This is a genomic window from Pseudomonas sp. IC_126 (assembly GCF_004331835.1).
Lineage (GTDB): Bacteria > Pseudomonadota > Gammaproteobacteria > Pseudomonadales > Pseudomonadaceae > Stutzerimonas.
The window spans coordinates 378,814-398,100 of record NZ_SJSS01000003.1 but is presented as its reverse complement, the minus strand read 5'-3'; the positions used below and the strand labels follow the sequence as shown (position 1 = coordinate 398,100).

Annotated in this window: 18 protein-coding genes and 1 pseudogene; 13 read left to right on the top strand and 6 right to left on the bottom strand. The window is 60.9% G+C overall.

From position 1 onward, the window contains the following. The first annotated feature begins 62 nt into the window (after positions 1–62). The 4 genes and pseudogenes from ngg (at position 63) to E0D86_RS12695 (ending at position 6,303) form a co-directional block, all read left to right on the top strand. Complete coding sequence (ngg, locus tag E0D86_RS12710; RefSeq protein ID WP_131650389.1) at positions 63–1,805, top strand: N-acetylglutaminylglutamine synthetase; 1,743 nt, start codon at positions 63–65, stop codon at positions 1,803–1,805. A gap of 101 nt (positions 1,806–1,906) precedes the next feature. Further along, positions 1,907–3,096: pseudogene (locus E0D86_RS12705) on the top strand (osmoprotectant NAGGN system M42 family peptidase). Between the two features lie 210 nt (positions 3,097–3,306). After that, entirely contained in the window at positions 3,307–6,063 is a 2,757-nt protein-coding gene (locus tag E0D86_RS12700; RefSeq protein ID WP_131650388.1) for a hybrid sensor histidine kinase/response regulator, read from the top strand. 9 nt (positions 6,064–6,072) lie between these two features. Further along, on the top strand, positions 6,073–6,303 hold the full coding sequence (locus tag E0D86_RS12695) for a YheU family protein (protein ID WP_131650387.1): 231 nt from the start codon (positions 6,073–6,075) through the stop codon (positions 6,301–6,303). Between the two features lie 3 nt (positions 6,304–6,306). On the opposite strand, the gene E0D86_RS12690 is transcribed toward E0D86_RS12695, so the two are convergent. The 5 genes from E0D86_RS12690 to E0D86_RS12670 all read right to left on the bottom strand — a co-directional run bounded on the left by E0D86_RS12690 (position 6,307) and on the right by E0D86_RS12670 (position 11,082). Next, complete coding sequence (locus E0D86_RS12690) at positions 6,307–6,729, bottom strand: hypothetical protein (RefSeq protein WP_131650386.1); 423 nt, start codon at positions 6,727–6,729, stop codon at positions 6,307–6,309. Positions 6,730–6,849: 120 nt separating this feature from the next. Continuing rightward, entirely contained in the window at positions 6,850–7,995 is a 1,146-nt protein-coding gene (locus tag E0D86_RS12685; RefSeq protein ID WP_131650528.1) for a CynX/NimT family MFS transporter, read from the bottom strand. A 110-nt stretch (positions 7,996–8,105) separates the two neighbouring features. Further along, positions 8,106–8,912: an SDR family oxidoreductase gene (locus tag E0D86_RS12680; protein ID WP_131650385.1), complete on the bottom strand. Its 807-nt coding sequence runs from the start codon at positions 8,910–8,912 to the stop codon at positions 8,106–8,108. A gap of 200 nt (positions 8,913–9,112) precedes the next feature. Then, a complete protein-coding gene (locus E0D86_RS12675; RefSeq protein WP_131650384.1) occupies positions 9,113–10,768 on the bottom strand; it encodes a cation acetate symporter in 1,656 nt (551 codons plus the stop codon). After that, the gene (locus E0D86_RS12670) at positions 10,765–11,082 is read right to left on the bottom strand and encodes a DUF485 domain-containing protein (protein WP_131650383.1); all 318 of its coding nucleotides are present in this window, start codon (positions 11,080–11,082) and stop codon (positions 10,765–10,767) included. The genes E0D86_RS12675 and E0D86_RS12670 overlap by 4 nt, the downstream gene beginning before the upstream one ends. A 255-nt stretch (positions 11,083–11,337) precedes the next feature. On the opposite strand from E0D86_RS12670, the gene E0D86_RS12665 reads away from it, so the two are divergent. The 4 genes from E0D86_RS12665 (at position 11,338) to E0D86_RS12650 (ending at position 14,826) form a co-directional block, all read left to right on the top strand. Next, entirely contained in the window at positions 11,338–11,562 is a 225-nt protein-coding gene (locus tag E0D86_RS12665) for a DUF2061 domain-containing protein (RefSeq protein ID WP_131650382.1), read from the top strand. Positions 11,563–11,833: 271 nt separating this feature from the next. Next, positions 11,834–13,126 carry a serine/threonine protein kinase gene (locus E0D86_RS12660; RefSeq protein ID WP_131650381.1) on the top strand — a complete coding sequence of 431 codons (1,293 nt, stop codon included), beginning with the start codon at positions 11,834–11,836 and terminating at the stop codon, positions 13,124–13,126. Beyond that, entirely contained in the window at positions 13,119–13,889 is a 771-nt protein-coding gene (locus E0D86_RS12655) for a VacJ family lipoprotein (protein ID WP_256681203.1), read from the top strand. The genes E0D86_RS12660 and E0D86_RS12655 overlap by 8 nt, the downstream gene beginning before the upstream one ends. A 91-nt stretch (positions 13,890–13,980) precedes the next feature. Continuing rightward, positions 13,981–14,826: a pirin family protein gene (locus E0D86_RS12650; protein ID WP_131650379.1), complete on the top strand. Its 846-nt coding sequence runs from the start codon at positions 13,981–13,983 to the stop codon at positions 14,824–14,826. Here E0D86_RS12650 and E0D86_RS12645 read toward each other — a convergent pair. After that, entirely contained in the window at positions 14,816–15,766 is a 951-nt protein-coding gene (locus tag E0D86_RS12645) for a lipid A biosynthesis lauroyl acyltransferase (protein WP_131650527.1), read from the bottom strand. The two genes, E0D86_RS12650 and E0D86_RS12645, sit on opposite strands and share 11 nt — an antisense overlap. Positions 15,767–15,954: 188 nt before the next feature. On the opposite strand from E0D86_RS12645, the gene minC reads away from it, so the two are divergent. From minC to E0D86_RS12620, 5 genes are all read left to right on the top strand, one after another. After that, entirely contained in the window at positions 15,955–16,686 is a 732-nt protein-coding gene (gene minC, locus E0D86_RS12640; RefSeq protein ID WP_131650378.1) for a septum site-determining protein MinC, read from the top strand. A 91-nt stretch (positions 16,687–16,777) separates the two neighbouring features. Continuing rightward, a complete protein-coding gene (gene minD / locus E0D86_RS12635; RefSeq protein WP_131650377.1) occupies positions 16,778–17,593 on the top strand; it encodes a septum site-determining protein MinD in 816 nt (271 codons plus the stop codon). Beyond that, complete coding sequence (minE, locus tag E0D86_RS12630) at positions 17,590–17,847, top strand: cell division topological specificity factor MinE (RefSeq protein WP_131650376.1); 258 nt, start codon at positions 17,590–17,592, stop codon at positions 17,845–17,847. The genes minD and minE overlap by 4 nt, the downstream gene beginning before the upstream one ends. A gap of 197 nt (positions 17,848–18,044) precedes the next feature. Next, complete coding sequence (locus tag E0D86_RS12625) at positions 18,045–18,680, top strand: RluA family pseudouridine synthase (protein ID WP_131650375.1); 636 nt, start codon at positions 18,045–18,047, stop codon at positions 18,678–18,680. After that, positions 18,662–19,249 (top strand): methyltransferase domain-containing protein, encoded by a 588-nt coding sequence (locus E0D86_RS12620; protein ID WP_131650374.1) that lies wholly within the window; start codon positions 18,662–18,664, stop codon positions 19,247–19,249. The genes E0D86_RS12625 and E0D86_RS12620 overlap by 19 nt, the downstream gene beginning before the upstream one ends. Positions 19,250–19,287 lie beyond the last annotated feature (38 nt).

The window sequence follows — 19,287 nt, the reverse complement described above, 5'->3', positions numbered from 1 at the left end:
ACATGGACTCTTAGTCCCGCCTGCAAGCCGCAGCGTCCTGAACAAGCCTCAAGGAACACACCATGCAGAAGTCTCAAGCTTACGGACAGCGATTGTTGCGCGGCCAGACACCCACTTATGAGCGGCTGCAGGCACGGTTTGCCGAAGATGGCCAGGACGAACCCCAGGGGCCTGTCACGTTGCATTGCGGCTGGGGCCGCATCCTGGTTGGCCACACCTATTCCGATCCGGCCGATCTGGCCGCAGCCCTGCTGGATGAGCAGGCCGGTGAGCGCGATATCGCGCTCTATGTCGCCGCGCCCCATCAGGTGCTCGCCTATGCACCGCAGCAACTGTTTCTCGACCCGTCCGATACCTTGCGCATCTGGTTCACCGATTACCGCCCGGCCCGCCGCAGCTTTCGCGGTTTCGGCATCCGCCGCGCGCAGAGCGACGCGGACTGGAAGGCAATCAACTGTCTGTATCAGTCGCGCGGCATGCTGCCGGTCAATCCCGAGCTGTGCACGCCACGCGAACAAGGCGGGCCGGTCTACTGGCTGGCCGAGGATGACGACTCCGGGCAGATCATCGGCAGTGTCATGGGCATCAATCATCACAAAGCCTTCAACGATCCGGAGAACGGGTCAAGTCTCTGGTGTCTCGCGGTGGCGCCGAGCTGCACGCGTCCCGGTGTCGGCGAGGCGCTGGTTCGCCATCTGATCGAGCAGTACATGGGGCGCGGTCTGGCCTATCTCGATCTGTCCGTGCTGCACGACAACAAACAGGCCAAGGCGCTCTACGCCAAGCTTGGCTTCCGCGATCTGCAGACCTTTACCGTCAAGCGTAAGAACACCATCAATCAATCCCTGTTTCTCGGCCCTGGCCCGGAAGCGGAGCTGAACCCCTACGCCCGAATCATCGTCGACGAGGCCCGGCGTCGCGGCATCGAGATCAGCATCGATGATGCCGAAGCCGGCCTATTCACCCTGACCCAGGGCGGTCGCAAGGTGCGCTGTCGCGAGTCGCTATCCGACCTGACCTCGGCCGTGAGCATGACGCTGTGCCAGGACAAGTGCCTGACCCATCGCACCCTGGCCCGAGCCGGCCTGAAGCTTCCCGCGCAGCAGCTGGCGGGCGACGAGGACAGCAACGCGGCGTTTCTCGCGGAACATGGCAGTGTGGTGGTCAAGCCGGTCGATGGCGAACAGGGCCACGGCGTATCGGTGGACCTGCGCCGCATCGAAGACGTCGAGGAAGCCATCGCCCGAGCACGCCAATTCGATCAGCGTGTGCTGCTCGAGAGCTACCACCAAGGAGACGACCTGCGCATCGTGGTGATCGGCTATGACGTGGTAGCCGCCGCTATCCGCCGTCCTGCTGAAGTCGCTGGTGACGGCAGCCATACCATTCGCGAGCTGATCGAAACCCAGAGCCGCCGACGCCAAGCTGCCACCGGTGGTGAAAGCCGCATCCCGATGGACGAAGAAACCCAGCGTTGCATCGAAGATGCCGGTTACGACTACGACAGCGTGCTGCCGCGAGGCCAGCATCTGGCAGTCCGGCGCACCGCTAATCTACATACCGGCGGCACCCTCGACGACGTCACCGATCAGTTGCATCCCGAATTGATCGACGCGGCCGTTCGTGCGTCACGAGCGCTGGATATTCCGGTGGTCGGACTTGATCTGCTGGTACCGGCGGTAGACCAGCCGGAGTATGTCTTCATCGAAGCCAACGAGCGCGTCGGCCTGGCCAATCATCATCCGCAGCCGACCGCTGAGCGCTTCATCGATCTGCTGTTTCCGCTCAGCCATAACACTCATTGACGGCAAGTCACGGCGCCCCGACTGGGGCGCCATGCCCGCCCGTGGTACATCCGCATTCATTCAACCGCATGGCGGCAGCCTCTGCCCCGCAAGGAATGACCATGACTGCAAAACTTCCCGAACCCGATCTCAATTACCTACAGCGCGTGCTGCTGGAAACGCTGGCCATCCCCAGCCCCACCGGTTTCACCGACACCATCGTGCGCTACGTCGCCGAGCGTTTGCAGGAGCTGAAAATCCCATTCGAGCTGACCCGTCGCGGCACTATCCGCGCGACGCTCAAGGGTCGCCAGGACAGCCCGGACCGCGCCATCGCGGCGCACCTCGACACCATCGGCGCCAGCGTTCGCGAAATTCATGAAACGGGCCGGCTGGGTCTGTCACCGGTCGGCTGCTGGTCGAGCCGTTTTGCCGAAGGCAGCCGCGTCAGCGTGTTCACCGATGAAGGCGTGATCCGCGGCAGCGTTTTGCCGTTGCTCGCCTCCGGGCATGCCTTCAATACCGCAGTGGATGAGATGCCGATCAGTTGGGACCATGTCGAGCTGCGCCTGGACGCCGTGACCCGCAGCCGCGCCGATACCGTTGCGCTGGGCATTCGCGTCGGCGACGTGGTCGCGTTCGATCCGATGCCGGAGTTCACCGACAGCGGCTACATCAGCGCACGGCATCTGGATGACAAAGCTGGCGTTGCTGCTCTGCTGACGGCGTTGAAGGCGCTGGTCGAAAGCGGCCAGGAGTTGCCGATCGACTGCCATCCGCTGTTTACCATCACCGAAGAGACCGGCTCCGGCGCGGCAGGTGCGCTGCCGTGGGATGTCAGCGAATTCGTCGGGATTGACATCGCGCCGACGGCCAAGGGTCAGGAGTCCAGCGAGCATGCCGTCACGGTCGCGATGCAGGACTCTGGCGGGCCTTACGACTTCCATCTGTCCCGGCACCTGATCAGGTTAGCCGAAGGCCACGACATACCGGTGCGGCGCGATCTGTTCCGCTACTACCACAGCGACGCACAATCCGCAGTGGCTGCCGGACACGACATCCGCACCGCCCTGCTCGCCTTCGGTTGCGATGCGACCCATGGCTACGAGCGAACCCATATCGACAGCCTGGCCGCGATGAGCCGTCTGATATGCAGTTACCTGCTCAGTCCGCCTGTGTTCGCCAGCGATGCTCACAGCGGCCAAGGGACCCTGGAAAGCTTCAGTCATCAGCTCGAACACGAGACCCAGATGGAAATGACACGCGAGTACCACCAGTCGACTCGATTCTCGACAAGCGAACCGACGATTGACGTCCAGGTTTCATGATGTGCCGCCAAGTTGAGGCGTTTGCCAATTGCGATGAATCGGCGATAAGGGCAAAGTCGCAAGCCACTGATATTCATGGATCTGCAAACCAGCCGGACAATGCTGGTTTTGCCATATGCGTATAAACCGCGCACTGTTCGCGATTGGACTGCTTCGCTTGATCCGCTGCGACTTGCACCACTCCGGGTCCCTACATGCTGCCGCGTCTTTGCCTGGCCATCTTCCTGTTCTGCCTGTCTGCCCAGGTCTGGGCTTCCGCCCCCGTCCCAGTGGACTCGGACGATTTCCGCCAACCGCTTGGCAGCTGGACCTATTTCCTGCGCGATCCGGCCGCCGAGCTGGACGTTGCCGAAGTGTTCGAGTTGGCGGACAACACCTTCGAACCGGTCACCGGCATTCACCCCAACAAGGGCAAGAACAGCGCCGTATGGTGGTTTCGAGTGGAGCTCGACAATCAGCTGAGCGAGCCCATCGGCGGCTTCTTCGAAATCAACTACCCGCTACTCGACCACATTGACCTGTATCTGCGGCATCCCGATGGCAGCATAAGCCGACAGCAAGCCGGCGACAGTCACCCTTTCAGTGAGCGAGCGGTCAAGGTCAGCAATTTCTTGTTCCCGGTCGATCTGCAGCCCGGCACATCGACGCTGCTGCTGCGCGTGCAGAGCACCAGCACTCTGTATGTCCCGCTTTACTTCAGCAGCTATGCGGCGAACGCAGCCGCGGCCGAAGAGACAATGGGCCTCGCCGGAGCCTTCTACGGCGTGCTTTTCGCGATGTTCTGCTACAACCTCTTCCTGTTTCTGTCGCTTCGCGAGCCAGCCTATTTCTGGTACTTGGTCTACAACCTCAACGTCGGACTGTTCACGCTCAGCTTCGACGGCATGCTGGTCAAATGGCTGAGCGGTGATGGCGGCTTCGTCACCCAGGGCATCTATGCGCTGATGCTCAGCCACTGCCTGGTCTCGATCCAGTTCAGTCGCCACTTTCTGCATACCCGCGAGTACTTTCCCAGGCTCGATCTCACGCTACGTGTGGCGCTCGTGGCGTCACTTGGGGCGCTCCTGTCCGGGTTGGTGCTCGACATGCGAACCTGGAGCATCCTGTCCAGCGTCATGGTGATCGGCTCCTCAATCGGCCTGTTGCTGACCGGAGCGTTCGTCTGGCGCCGCGGTGTTCGCTATGGTCTCTATTACACCCTGGCCTGGGGCGTGTTGCTGGCGACCTTCGCGATCGTCACCGCCGGGTCCCTGGGCTTCAACCTGTTCGGTTTGTACGGCTCCTCGGTGGTCAAGGTCGGCATAGCCTTCGAGCTGATCACGTTGTCCATCGGCTTGGCCGACCGGATCAATCTACTCAAGGAAGAAGGCTTCCGGTCACGCCAGGCCGCCGCGCGGGCCGAAAGCGAGAATCAAGCGAAAAGCCGTTTTCTAGCGAAGATGAGTCATGAAATCCGGACCCCGCTCAATGGCGTGCTCGGCATGCTGCAACTGCTGCGCGGGACCTCGCTGGATCGCAAACAGCGCTTCTATCTCGACACCATCGCCAGTTCCAGTTCCTCGTTGATGTCAGTGATCAACGACATCCTGGACTATGCACGGATCGGCGCTGGCAAGCTGGTCCTCGAAGACATCGAATACGATCTCGAAGCGCTGATATCAGAAACCATCAGCCTGTTCACGGCCCAAGCGCTGGACAAACAACTCCAGTTGCACGTTGGCCTCGCCGCCGGCGTGCCCAGGCGAGTACGAGGTGATCCGACCCGGCTCAAGCAGGTATTGATGAACCTGCTCAACAACGCATTGAAATTCACCGAGCGCGGCTGCGTCATGATCGAGGTGGAGGCTCAAGGCCCGGCCGATGCACGACGGCTGGTGTTTTCCGTGACCGATAGCGGCATCGGCATGCGCGCCGAGGAGCTCTCGCAACTGTTCGTCTCTTTCGCCCAGGCCGATTCGAGCACTACCCGGCGCTACGGCGGAAGCGGCCTGGGACTGGTAATCAGCAAGGAGCTGGTGGAAATGATGGGCGGCCAGATCGACGTGCAGAGCGCACCTGGCCAGGGCAGCCGCTTCAGCTTCGACATCGCACTGTGCGATGCCGGCGACAACCATGATCCGCTCACCGCCCTGCTCGAAGGCCGAACCGCGGTGATCGCGTCCCAGGACGCCCATGGGCTCGATGCCATGAGCAATTTGCTCATGCGCTGGGGCATGCGTGTACTGCGCTGCGAAGAGCCACAACGGCTGTCCCGCTACCTCGACGACCATGCCGTCGCACCGTTGGTGGTCGTGATAGCGCCATGGCCTGGCAAGCCGCGGGATTGGCTGGCGACACTGAGCAACCAGCTCGAGCCGAACCAGCGGGTCATGTTCCTGTACCCACCACAGAGCGAGTATCCGGTTCTGGCGCCAGCGCTCCGGCTGGTCAACCTGTCATTGCCGCTCCCGCTCGGCCCGCTACGCGAGGCGCTGCATCGGCTCTACCAGCCAACGAACCCTGCAATCGAGGCGGTCGCCCCCCACGTAAACGAGACGAAGTCGTGCTCGCGTGTCCTCATTGCCGAAGACAATCCGGTCAGCCAGATGGTGGTGTCGGGTCTACTGCGCAAACGCGGTTACGAAGTGCTGATCGTCGAGAACGGACGCCTCGCTGTGACGACCTACAGCGAGAACCCTTCCGCCATTCAATTGATCCTGATGGACTGCGAGATGCCGGAACTGGACGGCTTCGAGGCGAGCCGGCAGATCCGCCGCATCGAGGCTGAACAGGGCTTGGACGAAGTGCCGATCATCGCGCTTACCGCTCATGTCCTCGACGATCATCGCCAGCAAGGCCGCGATGCGGGGATGAACGACTTCATTGGTAAGCCGCTGGAGAGTGAGCAGCTGTATGCTTGCCTGGATCGCTTTCTCAATGAGCCGATCACCGAATCCGACCATCCAACCTGATCCGACTCCATGCTCATTCCTTACGACCAACTCGAACCCGACACCCTGACCCGCCTCATCGAGGACTTCGTGACCCGCGATGGCACCGACAATGGCGACGAGACGCCGCTGCAGACCCGTGTCGAACGGGTACGCCGGGCGTTGAGCAAGGGTACGGCGGTGATCGTGTTCGATGCGGATCACCAACAGTGTCAGCTGGCGCTCAGAAGCGACGTGCCGAAGGAGTGGCTGGAGGACTGACGCTCAGCCCAGCACGCCGCCGTCACGCTCCCAGGCGCAACGCATCCGCAGATCGCGCTGATGAGGGCTGTGCGTGCCGCTTTCGGTTTCCCAGCGAAAAGTGTGCGTGCCGTTGAGTTCGGTTTCCAGATGGACCACCGCACTGGTCCAGTAGAGTTCGCTGAGCAGCGCCTCGAAGTTGCGTACCCATAACGCCCACTCGTACTCGACCGCGCGATAGCTAGCGCCGAAGTGGATGACCTGGGTCTGATAGACGCCCTCCTCCGCGCAGCAGGAAAACATTTCCCGCCCGATGAAGGGCCAGCCCTCGCCTTGCGGCAGACTGTCCAGCGCACGGCGGTTAACAGCGCGACGCATCCGACACTGCTCGGTGTCTGCCGATGGCCAGTCGCGGATACTGCCGTAGACGATGGATTCTGGCTCCACAGGGACGCTCCAGACGAAAGCCCGACATGTTCAATCAATTACGCGCTGTGTTCCAGCACCCGGCATCACCACCTGACGCAGGGGTGACGCAGGCCACAGCTCGCGACGCCAATCGCCTCGTCAGGTGGCAGTCGCGGCAGCCAGATCGCGCCGTGGAGCCAGACGCAAGGCAAGGACGCACATCACGGCAGACATGCCCGCCAGCACCAGAAACGGCCAGCGGTAGTCGCCGGCGACGTCACGCCCCAGTCCGGTCAGCACGGGCGTGAAGCACGCCAGACAATAACCGGTACAGAGCATCATGGCGGTCAATCGGCTCACCGCCAGCGGCGTGCTGGCCTCATACATCGGCAGTATCAGCGACATGGAAAAGGTGCCGTTCAACGCCACACCCAATAGCATGCAGACCACCAGCGGCTGGACCTGCGGAACCCAGGCGATGATCAACAGACAGATTGTCGCCAGCAAGCCACAGCCCGACATCAGCAGGTGCCGATTGCCGAAGCGCTGCGCCAGCCAGGGCATGGCGAACGAGCTGGGCAAGCCAATCAGCATGAAACCGCTGAAGAACGCGTTGCTCTGCAGCACGCTGAAACCGGCTTCGTGATAGCGCGCCACCAACCAGGTGGCCAGGGCGTAGAACAGCCCCGCCTGTAGCGCGAAATAGATACTTACCAACCAGGCACGCGACTCGCTCCACGGCAATCCGGCCTGGCGCTCGACGGCCGCTTCCGGCTGGCTCGGTAACCGCCACCACAGCGCCAGCGCCAACACGGCCGGAATGGCCCAGAGCGACAGACCCAAAGTCCAGCGCTGGTCCAACAATTGCGTCGCAGGCGCCGTCAGCACAACGCCAATGGTGCCGCCCACGGCCATAATCAGCGAATAGAAGGCTGCGGTTTTGCCCATGCGATCGAGAAAATGACGCTTGATGAAACCCGACAGCAGCGGCCCTGCAACCGCGATGCCGGCACCGACCATCGCCGCCGTGCCGATCAATACTGCGGCACTTTCGCCGAACAGACGCAGCACCAACGCCAAACCGATGACGCCCAGACACAGGGCAATGGTCCGCTCCAGCCCGAAACGCATGGCCAGACGCGGCGCGAGGGGAGCCAGCAGCCCCATCAAGAGAACCGGCAAAGCCGTGGTCAGGCTGATCAGACCGCGGCTGAGGTTCAGCTCTTCGGCGATGCGTTCGATCAAGGGAGCGAAGGATGTAATTCCGGGGCGAAGATTGATGGCGGCAAGCACCAGGGCCAGCATGAGAAGCCAGCGGGATGGGTTTTTCACAGTGAATCCATGGGTCGGACTGGGATCGGACCGGCAACCCTACTCTCGACCCCAGATCACAGCAAGCAAAACGGACCGGTTGGTCAGGTTCTGCTCTTGTTACGCTTCTTCTCCGCCAGCGCAGCCATCTCATCGTAGATGGCTTGCGGGTTCTGCTGCTTGATCTTCCAGGCCATACGCCCTTCGTCGTGCGGCAGAATCATGAACACGCCTTCTGCGACCTGCCGATACATATAGTCGGCGATATCCGCGGCGGTGATCGGCGATGCTTCGAGCAGCTTGCTGATCTGCGCCTTCATGTTCGGTGTCGGCCCCCGGTAGGAATCCATCAGATTGGTCTGAAAGAACGACGGACAGACCACATGGACGCCCACTTCCTGCTGCTTCAGTTCGACCAGCAGGCTTTCCGACAGCGCCACCACGCCGGCCTTGGCCACGTTGTAGTTACTCATGCCCGGCGCCTGCATCAGCGCGGCCATGGAGGCGATGTTGATGATCTTGCCGCGGCTCTTCTGCACCAGAGGCAGGAACGCCTTGCAGCCCTTGACCACGCCCATCAGGTTGATCGCGATCTGCCAGTCCCAATCCTCCAGCGACAACTCCTCGAAGAAGCCGCCGGACGCAACACCGGCGTTGTTGACCACCACGTCGATACCGCCGAGCTTGCTCTCGCAAGCCTGCGCCAGTGCGGTCAGCTGGCTGTAGTCGCGCACGTCGCAGCGTTGGATAAAACCGTCGCCTCCCGCTTCGCGCACCATTTTCAGAGTCTCTGCCAGACCGGCCTCATTGACGTCCGAGAGCGCCAGCTGCCAGCCCTCACGCGCCCAGCGCAGGGCGATTTCACGACCCAGGCCGGAACCGGCACCCGTGACCATCATGCGGTTTTGCATCGTTGTTGCCTTCTTGTTCGTTGAGTTGCAACGAGTCTAGCGAAAGCCGAGGCGCGCTCCGGCCTCTATCGAAATGCTGAATGACGGGCATGTTCCGAGTCCGATTGACGCCGCCGATATCCAGCCAGAGCGCCTTTGCCCGTACCGAAACGACGAAGGGCAGCCCTTGGGCTGCCCTTCTTTCGATGCTCGATCAGCTGTCAGTGAGCGACTGCGCCACTGGAACCCAGACCGGTCTGCGACCGCACGAACTGCGAGAAGAAACGCTCGCGCTCGAGACCCGCCGCCTTGGACTTGTCGGTGACCGAGAAGAACCAGATCCCCACGAACGCGACGATCATCGAGAACAGCGCCGGATACTTGTAGGGGAAGATCGCCTCGGCATAACCGAATACATCGACCCATACGGTCGGGCTGATGATGGTCAGGATCAGCGCTGTCGCCAGGCCCAACGAACCGCCGATCAGCGCTCCGCGAGTGCTCAAACCTTTCCAGTACATGGAAAGGAACAGCACCGGGAAGTTGCAGCTGGCTGCGATGGAGAACGCCAGACCCACCATGAACGCAATGTTCTGCTTCTCGAAGATGATACCCAGCAGGATCGCCACGACGCCCAGAGTCAGAGTGGTGATCTTGGTGACACGCATCTCGTCCTCTTCCTTGGCCTTGCCCTTCTTGATCACGCAGGCATAAAGGTCATGGGAAACTGCCGAAGCGCCCGCCAGTGTCAGACCGGCCACTACCGCGAGGATGGTCGCGAAGGCCACCGCGGAGATGAAGCCGAGGAACAGGTTGCCGCCAACGGCGTTGGCCAGGTGGATAGCGACCATATTGGTGCCGCCGACGATGGCGCCCGCTGCGTCCTTGAATTCCGGGTTGGTGCTGACCAGCAGGATCGCGCCGAAGCCGATGATGAAGGTCAGGATGTAGAAGTAACCAATGAAGCCGGTGGCGTAGAACACGCTCTTGCGCGCTTCCTTGGCGTCAGCGACGGTGAAGAAGCGCATCAGGATGTGCGGCAGACCCGCGGTACCGAACATCAATGCCAGACCCAGCGAGATCGCGGAGATCGGGTCGGAAACCAAACCACCCGGGCTCATGATCGCAGCGCCCTTCTCATGGATGCTCACGGCCTCGGCGAACAGGCTGCCGAAGTCGAAGTTGACCGCCTTCATCACCATGATCGCCATGAAGCTGGCACCGGACAGCAGCAGCACCGCCTTGATGATCTGCACCCAGGTAGTCGCCAGCATGCCGCCGAACAGCACATACATGACCATCAGCACGCCTACCAGAACAACCGCGACGTAATAGTCGAGGCCGAACAACAGCTGGATTAGCTTGCCGGCGCCGACCATCTGCGCGATCAGGTAGAAGGCCACCACGATCAGCGAGCCGAATGCAGACAGGATGCGGATCTGGGTCTGGCCGAGACGGTAGGACGCCACATCGGAAAAGGTGAATTTGCCCAGGTTGCGCAGGCGTTCGGCCATCAGGAACAGGATGATCGGCCAGCCGACTAGAAAGCCGATGGAATAGATCAAACCATCGTAGCCACTGGTGTAAACCAGCGCAGATATGCCCAGAAAAGACGCCGCCGACATGAAGTCCCCGGCAATCGCCAGACCGTTCTGAAAACCGGTGATGCTACCGCCGGCGGTGTAGTAATCGGAGGTGGATGTGTTGCGTTTGGCGGCCCACTTGGTGATACCCATGGTGAACGCGATGAACGCAACGAACATGGCAATCGCTGTGTAGTTGACGCCCTGCTTCTGCACTTCGCCGGTCAGGGCGTCGGCCATCAGTAAGGGCGAGGCGAGCAGCAGAGCGGCTGCCAGCAATGGACGCACAATCATTTTTGCTGAGCCTCGTTGAGGATTTCCTGGTTGATGCGATCGAATTCGCCATTGGCACGCTGGACATAAACGCCAGTGAGGATGAACGCCATGAAGATCACACCGACGCCCACCGGAATACCCCAAGTGGTGACAGTATCGGCGGCAAGCGGCACACCGAGGATCGCTGGCTCGAAGGCGATCAGCAGGATGAAGGCGAGATATGCGCCCAGCATGACGGCCGATAGCAGCCAGGCGAAGCGGCCGCGCTTTGCGACCAGTTCCTGGAAACGCGGATTGGCATAAATCTGCCGGTAGATATTTTCGTTGTTCATTGACTGTCTCCACACGATCACCGCCACTGATGAGGCGGGGCGGCTACTTTAGAGCCCGACAGACCGAACACCACCCGACCATAGTCTGGTTTTTATTTTCTGAAACGGCCGGAATAGACGGCTTGCGGCAAGCCCTTCGATACGCATAGAGCCGATCTATGTGGCTTATCAAGCACGACGATTTTCAAAACCAGCGTGGCGAAGCGAGACTTCAATCAACGGAGAATCATTCTCGACTGCATTTGGAGATCTACCATGACCAAGACCGTAACCTTCACCCTGATGCACTTCTGTATTGCCTTCGCGGTGACCTATGCCTTGACCGGTAGTCTCGCTGCAGGCGGCCTGGTGGCAGCCATCGAACCCATCTGCAACTCGGTCGGCTTCTACTTCCACGAGAAAATCTGGCAGCGTCTGGAAAAGCGCCAGACGCCTCGTGAGACGATCCCCGCTCACGCCTGGTTGCATCATCAGGCCTGACGGATGCACTAGCCACTCGCCAGATCCGAGCCGAGCCGAGCCGTTTGCATCGGCTCGCCTCTCCCATAAGCTCTCCATACGCAGCAACGAAGCCTGCAACCAGCCGGCTTGCTTGTGGTCAATGGCTAACGCGCCATGTCTTTCGCGGCGTCCCATTGTCGGAAGAGATGACGGCAGCATGCGCCTGCGGCTTAATCTGGCAACCTCGAAGACCGATCCCCCAATGCTGAAGTTTGCCGGCCATCCAAGCCCGCTAAGGAGAGCTCCCTACATGCGATTGCTGCTGTGCTTGATCGCGGTGCTTACGTTGGCCGTCGCGCCTGTCCAGGCTGCGGATATCAGCGTCGAGGCGTATGGCTACCCCTTGAGCAACCCCTTCGAAGCGACCATCGCCACGACCCCCGTGGCGCTGCGCGCCGAAGTACCCAGCGATGACGACATCGATCAGGCGGACTATCGCCTGCGTCTGCGTCCCGAACGGGAATTCATCCTTCCGGAAAATTTCTGGGCAGTGACACGGCTGACCTACCGCTTGGCACGGCAACCTGGGCCTGCCCCACTGATGTTCATCATCTCGGGCACCGGCGCAAGCTACGCGGCGGCGAAAGCCGAGTCGCTGAAGCGACTGTTCTACGGGGCCGGCTATCACGTGGTGCAGCTGTCTTCGCCAACCAGCTTCGACTTCATCGCCGCCGCCTCACGTTACGCCACCCCGGGTTACAGCCCTGACGATGCCAAGGACATGTATCGAGTCATGCAGGCCGTCCGTGCGCAGCAGCACGACCTGCCGGTCACCGAGTTCCATCTCACCGGCTACAGCCTCGGCGCGCTCAACGCGGCCTTTGTCAGCAAGCTCGATGAGACGCGGCAGAGCTTCAACTTCAAGCGGGTGCTGATGCTCAACCCGCCAGTCAATCTCTACACATCGATCAACAATCTGGACAAGCTGGTGCAAACCCAGGTCGAGGCGATCGACAGCACCACCACGTTTTACCAAGTCATTCTGGAAAAGCTCGCCCGCTACTATCGGCAAAAAGGCGCGATTAACCTCGACGAGGCTTTGCTGTTCGACTTCCAGCAGTCATCCCTGCGGCTGACCGACGAGCAAATGGCGATGCTGGTCGGCTCGGCGTTCCGTTTCTCCGCTGCCGATATCGTCTTCACATCCGACCTGATCAACCGCCGAGGATTAATCGTCCCGCCCGGCTACCCGATCGACGAAGGCACCAGCCTCGAGCCCTTCTTCCGCCGCGCCCTGCTCTGCGACTTCGATTGCTACATGACCGAACAACTCATCCCCATGTGGCGGGCCCAGCAAGATGGCGGAAGCCTGACGCAACTGGTGCAACAGGTCAGCCTGTATGCGCTGGAAGATTATCTGCGCGACAGCCCGAAGATCGGCGTCATGCACAACGCTGACGACATAATTCTCGGTGCTGGCGATCTGGGCTTCCTGCGCCGGACGTTTGGCGAACGCATGACGCTGTATCCGCGCGGCGGCCATTGCGGCAATCTCGATTACCGGGTCAATGCTCAAGACATGCTGGAGTTCTTCCGTGGCTAGATGTCATTTGTTTGCATTGCTGTTCTTGGCCAGCGGCATCGCCCATGCACAGACGCCGATCCCCGATGAGGATGGCTTCACCCATCCGCTGCGTAACCTGAAATTCAATCCTGGCCTGGATCAACGCGAGTTCGAGCGCGCCACCTTCGACGCGCTGGATATTCACGATCCCTGGGAATCGCTGAACCGGCGCATGTATTACTTCAATTACCGTCTGGATCAGTGGGTGATGCTTCCGGCGGTGCGCGGCTACCGCTATGTCACGCCTCGGATCGTGCGCACCGGCGTGAGCAACTTTTTCAGTAACCTCGGCGAGATCCCAACGCTGTTCAACAGCGTGGCGCAGCTCAAGGGCCAGCGAGCGATGAGCACCACAGCACGATTGCTGTTCAACACCATCATTGGTGTCGGCGGCATTTGGGACCCTGCGACCCGCATGGGCCTGCCGCGCTACAACGAGGACTTCGGCCAGACGCTAGGCTTTTATGGCGTCCCGCATGGGCCGTATCTGATCCTGCCCGCGCTCGGCCCATCCAACCTGCGCGATACCGCTGGACAGGTAGTGGACTTCGGCGTCGGGCGGCAAGTCGATTACTTCGACTATGGCGAAGCCAGCGGTGGTGAATTCGGCATTACCGCGCTTCGACTGATCGACATCCGCCACACCACCAGCCTGCGCTATGGGCAACTCAACTCGCCGTTCGAATATGAAAAGGTCCGCTACGTTTACACCCGAGCGCGGGAATTGCAGATAGGCGAGTGATCGAAGCGTTAGATAAGAATCGTGGAAACTTCGCATCAATCAATCGCGTGGGGCACGGTAGCCTTCATCCAAACCTCTTTGGAGATATGCCATGCCCATGCGCGAGATTCTTGAAATCAGCACCGGTCGCGCCACCTCCGATGGCGCCGGTGTCAGTCTGACCCGTTTGTTCGGCGGTGACGTAGCGGAGCGATTCGATCCATTCCTGATGCTCGACGAGTTCGGCTCCGACAACCCTGACGAGTACATCGCCGGCTTCCCGCCACACCCGCACCGCGGCTTCGAGACCGTGACCTATATGATCGAGGGCCGCATGCGCCACGAAGACCATCTCGGCAATGTCGGGCTGCTCGAAAACGGCGGTGTGCAATGGATGACGGCGGCACGCGGCGTGATCCACAGCGGGATGCCGCAACAGGAACAAGGCGTCATGCGCGGCTTCCAGCTGTGGCTTAACCTGCCCGCCAAAAGCAAGATGGGCAATCCGGGTTATCGGGACTTCGCGCCAGCAGAAGTCCCGCGCGTCACCTTGCCCAGCGGCGTCGAAGCGGTGGTCATCGCCGGACGGTTCCAAGCCGACGGGGTGGATCAGCCAGGCGCCGTGCAACGACCGGATACCGAACCGCAGCTGATCGACCTGCACCTGCCCGCCGGCAGCCAGCTCAACCCGCAGCTGCTCGATGGACACCGGCTGATCCTGTACGTATATGAAGGCGAGATCGAGATTGCCGGAAAGCGCCTCGGCAAGAATCAGCTGGCCAGGCTTTCCGATCAGGGCGAACTGCAGCTGAACTCCGGCACCGGCGCGCGAGTGCTGCTATTGGCCGGCCAGCCGATTGGCGAACCGATCGCCCAGTACGGCCCGTTCGTGATGAACAGTCGCGAGGAAATCGAGCAGGCCCTGCGCGACTTCCGCGACGGCGTACTTACGGAGTGATCGGTTTCTTCGGCAACTTTCTATAGAGGCTTGGCTCACCCTCTGGACGCGTCTTGAAGCGGCGGTGGGCCCACAGATATTGCTCGGGATGCTGCCGCACCACGTGCTCCACCCACTCGTTGATGCGCCGGCAATCGGCCTCCTCGCTTTCACCCGGGAAATCAAGCAGCGGTGGGTGAATGGCCAATCTGTAGCCAGAGCCATCGGCGAGCCGCGTCTGCGTATACGGCACGACGCGTGCCTTGCCCAGGCGGGCGAACTTGGTGGTGGCGGTCACGGTTGCGGCATTGATACCAAACCAAGGGACGAAAAGACTCTGCTTGCGCCCATAATCCTGGTCCGGCGCGTACCAGATCGCTCGACCGGCGCGCAGCACCTTGAGCATCGCGCGTACGTCCTCACGCTCGATGGCGCTAGCGTCGAGATTGTGCCGCTCCCGCCCGCGTCGCTGGACGAAATCGAACACCGCATTCTTGTGCTCGCGATACATGCCATCGATGGTGTGACGCTGACTCAGCAAGGCCGCACCGATTTCCAGCGTAGTGAAATGCAGCGCCATCAGAATCACGCCCTGCCCCTCGGCCTGGGCCTGTTGCAGGTGCTCGAGACCCTCGACATGCGCCAGCTTATGCAGCCGGTCCTTGGACCACCACCAGCTCATGGCCATTTCGAAGAAGGCGATACCGGTCGAGGCGAAGTTCTCGCGTAGCAGTCGCTCGCGCTGCTTGTCGTTCAGCTCGGGGAAACATAACTGCAGGTTGCGCCGAGCGATTTGTCGCCTGGAGCGGGCAACCCGATACATCAGTGCACCGAGGCCGCGCCCAAGAAGCAGCAGAACGCGGTAAGGCAGCCGCACCACCAACCACAGCAAAGCCAGTCCCAGCCACAGCAGCCAGAAACGCGGATGAAGAAAGGATGCGCGAAAACGAGGACGATCCATCGGCAAGCCCGAACCGGTAAAAGCGCGCATTCTAAGCCCTTGCGGCAAAAATTGCCGGAGCGGGACTTGGCCACAGCGGGTTGGTCGCTCGGCTTGCCGTTGATTTTTCTTGCCGCTGGCCGCTTGTGGCTTGCAGCTCAACGCCTCCCCCGCTATAAGTCCTCGCCATTTACCGCAGCAGGCAGACCATGAGCCAAGCCGACCTTTCCGACCAAGCCCCAGTGTTCCAGCTCAAAGGCAGCATGCTTGCCATAACCGTGCTGGAGTTGACGCAGAACGACCTGGAGCGCCTCAATCAACAGCTGGCCGTGAAGGTCGAGCAAGCGCCGGATTTCTTCAACAACACCCCGCTGGTCCTCGCGCTGGACAAGCTGCCCGCCGATTGCAATCTCGACCTTCCGGCACTCATCGCGCTGTGCCGCAAGCACGGCCTGCGCACCCTGGCGCTGCGTGCCGGCGATCCCCAAGTCATCGAGGCGGCAGCGGCGCTCGACCTTCCCGTACTGCCACCGTCCGGTGCCAAGGAACGCAAGCTGGACCTCGCCAGCAAGGCATCGGCAGCACCGGCCAAACCCGCCGAACCGATCTATCGCCCCACCCGCGTGGTCACCACGCCTATCCGCGGCGGCCAGCAGGTCTATGCGCAGGGTGGCGACTTGATCGTACTGGCCGCCGTCAGCCCGGGCGCGGAACTTCTCGCCGATGGAAACATCCATGTGTACGGTCCATTGCGTGGGCGTGCCTTGGCAGGTATCAAGGGAGATACCGACGCACGCATTTTCTGTCAGCAGCTCGCCGCCGAAATGGTCTCCATCGCCGGGCATTACAAGGTTGCCGAAGACCTGCGGCGCGACCCGTTATGGACCGAAGCCGTACAGATGAAGCTATCCGGCGACGTGTTGAACATCACCCGCCTTTAACGGATACTGCCGCGAATTTTCAAGCACCAAAACGGGCGTACCGCGAGCCGAATTGGCTACGGTCCCGACTTCCATATTAGGGTGAATCACCTTGGCCAAGATCCTCGTAGTCACTTCCGGCAAGGGTGGCGTCGGTAAAACCACATCCAGCGCCGCCATCGGTACCGGTCTCGCCTTGCGCGGCCACAAGACCGTCATCGTCGACTTCGACGTTGGCCTGCGTAATCTGGACCTGATCATGGGCTGCGAGCGCCGCGTGGTGTATGACTTCGTCAACGTCATTCAAGGCGACGCCACCCTCACCCAGGCCCTGATCAAGGACAAGCGCCTCGAGAACCTCTACGTGCTGGCCGCCAGCCAGACCCGTGACAAGGACGCCCTGACGCTCGAAGGCGTTGGCAAGGTGATCGATGAGCTGGCCAAGACATTCGAATTCGTCATTTGCGACTCCCCGGCAGGCATCGAGAAAGGTGCTCACCTGGCAATGTATTACGCCGACGAGGCCATCGTCGTAACCAACCCGGAAGTCTCCTCGGTTCGTGACTCTGATCGCATGCTGGGCCTGCTAGCCAGCAAGTCCCGTCGCGCCGAAAACGGCGAGGAATCGATCAAGGAGCATCTGCTGCTGACCCGCTACAACCCCGAGCGTGTGGTCAAGGGCGAAATGCTTGGTGTCGAAGACGTTGAGGAAATCCTCTCGATCCGCCTACTGGGCGTCATTCCGGAATCCCAAGCGGTACTCAAGGCTTCCAACCAGGGCGTACCGGTCATCCTCGATGACCAGAGCGATGCGGGCCAGGCGTACAGCGACGCAGTGGATCGTTTGCTGGGTAAAGAAGTGAACCATCGCTTCCTAGACGTTAAAAAGCAGGGCTTCCTGCAACGATTGTTCGGAGGTCGCGAATGAACCTTCTCGACTTCTTTCGTGAGCGCAAGAAGAAGGAAACGCCAGCCAACATCGCGAAGGAACGCCTGCAGATCATCGTTGCGCACGAGCGCGGCCAGCGTACGCAACCGGACTATCTGCCCGCTCTACAGAAAGAGCTGGTCGAGGTGATTCGCAAGTATGTGAACATCGAAAGCGATCAGGTGCAGGTCGCACTGGAAGATCAGGGCAGCTGTTCGATCCTTGAATTGAACATTACCCTGCCGGATCGTTAAAAATCTGCCTGGATCTGCTGCGCGTCGGCCCTGCAGCGTTAAAAACAGGCTCGGATGCTCATTTACAACAGTAAACTCCGCTTCCTCGCCTGTTTTTGCCTTGCATGGCTCTAGCTCGCGAGTTCCAGAATAGATTTTCAGTAACCTCTGACGGACGGCGACCCACGGGTCGCCGTCTTCGTTTATGGGAAACGCAGATGCCGTTAAGCAACATCCAGATTGTTCACCAGGACGCCGCTCTGTTGGTGATCAATAAACCCACCCTGCTGCTCTCGGTACCCGGCCGCGCCGAGGATAACCGTGACTGCCTGGTGACCCGCCTGCAGGAAAACGGCTATCCCGAGGCGCGCATCGTGCATCGGCTGGACTGGGAAACCTCCGGCCTGATCGTGCTCGCCCGCGACGCCGATAGTCACCGCGAGTTGTCGCGCCAATTCCACGATCGCGAGACGGAAAAAGCCTATACCGCGCTGTGCTGGGGCGAACCGGAACAGGACAGCGGCAGTATCGACCTGCCCCTGCGATACGACCCGCCAACCAAGCCCCGGCACGTGGTCGATCATGAACAAGGCAAGCATGCATTGACCTACTGGCGCGTCCTGGAGCGCTGCAGCCACTACAGCCGCGTCGAACTGACCCCTATCACCGGCCGCTCCCACCAGTTGCGCGTGCATATGCTTTCTATTGACCATCCGCTACTCGGCGACCGCCTCTATGCCCACGAACAGGCACTGAACGCCCATGAACGACTGTGCCTGCATGCGAGCATGCTCGCCCTGACTCACCCGCAGAGTGGCGAGCGGATGCGCTTCGAGTGCCCAGCCCCGTTTTGATCACCTTCCTCGACGTCACCCGTGGAGCGCCCGCGCACCCTAACGTGCACAAAGCACTCGACTACTGGACGCACAGCCCAGGCCTGGCGCTGGATCTAGGCTGCGGTGCTGGGCGCGATAGCTTGGCGTTGCTTCGCGCAGGCTGGAATGTTGTCGCGCTCGACCGGGACCCGGACGCATTGCTCACGCTGCAGGAACAGGCCGCTGCATATGCGCCCGGTGCGCTTACGACGCTGTGCCGGACATTTGAGGAAGCCGCTCCGTTGCCGGCAGTGGACTTCGTAAATGCCAGTTTCGCACTGCCGTTCTGCCGACCAGAGGCATTTGCCGACCTCTGGATGCGAATCACCCAGGCGCTACGGCTAGGTGGTCTGTTCACCGGGCATTTTTTCGGCCCTCAAGACGACTGGGCGGCGAAGGGCCTCAGCATCCACAGCCAAGACCAGCTCCGACGGCGGTTCGAACGCTGGGAGCTGCTGGAACTCAACGAATTCGAATACGACGGAAAGACCGCGATAGGACGGGCCAAACACTGGCATATGTTTGAGGTCATTGCACGGCAGGGTTGAAACGCCCGCCGTAAAGCGTCGAAGACTGCAGTCACCCT